The organism is Bradyrhizobium uaiense, from assembly GCF_010811875.1.
GTDB lineage: Bacteria > Pseudomonadota > Alphaproteobacteria > Rhizobiales > Xanthobacteraceae > Bradyrhizobium > Bradyrhizobium uaiense.
Window position 1 is genome coordinate 1 of record NZ_VKHP01000524.1, and the last position, 911, is coordinate 911.

The following is a 911-nucleotide window of genomic DNA, read 5'->3' on the forward strand; positions in this document are numbered from 1 at the left end:
AACTGGTTGACCCACAGCGTGCCGGAATAATCCACATAGACGTCGATGTTGTTGGCTGCGAGCGCCTGGAAAATCACGCTGGAGCCGAGGCCTTCGCGCGTCAAGGCCTGCAATCCCGCCGCCTGCAGCCGCTGCTCGATCAGCGCGGAGAGCACATATTGCTCGGCAAACGTTTTGGCGCCGACGACGTAGGTCGACGGCGCCCGTGCGATCGAAGGTATCAGCGTGGCCGTGACCAGTGCGGCGATCCCGACACTGCCGAGCATGGTGTGGAGGCGCTTGCGCTCGCGCAATCCGCGCTCGATGAGCGTCAAGAATTGATCGACCGCGAGCGCCAGTAGCGCCGAGGCGACGCAGCCGAACAGCACGAGCACCCAGTTCTGGGTCTGTAATCCAGCGAAGATGTAATTGCCGAGGCTGGTCTGCCCGATCGGCGTCGATAATGTCGCGGTCCCGATCACCCACACCGCCGAAGTGCGGATGCCGGCCATGATCACCGGCAGCGCCAACGGCAATTCCACCGTGAACAGCGATTGCCGTGGCGTCATGCCCACCCCTTGCGCCGCTTCAAGCAGCGCGGGATCGACGCCGTTCAGCCCGGTGATGGTGTTGCGCAGCACCGGCAGCATGGAGTAGAGCGCCAGCGCCAGCATGGCGGGCAAAAATCCGAACGCGGAAAAGTCGAAGCCGAACCAGCGAAGCGTCAACGACGCAATGGCGAGCAGAAGCGGGTAGAACAGTGCGAGCAGCGCCAGTCCCGGCACGGTCTGGACGACGCTGGCGAGGCCCAGCAGGATGCCGCGGATCACGGCATGGTTGCGTGCGAGGATCGCGAGCGGCAGGCTGATCACGAGCCCGAGTGCCAGCGCTGCCAGGCTGACCTGAACATGGCTGCCGAGGTAGTCCGGCAG

At 64.4% G+C, this 911-nt stretch carries 1 protein-coding gene; it reads right to left on the bottom strand.

Annotation, left to right across the window (positions count from 1 at the left end):
- Nucleotides 1–911 (bottom strand): ABC transporter permease/substrate-binding protein (locus FNJ47_RS46255; RefSeq protein ID WP_236000599.1); only part of this gene is annotated, 911 nt, incomplete at both ends.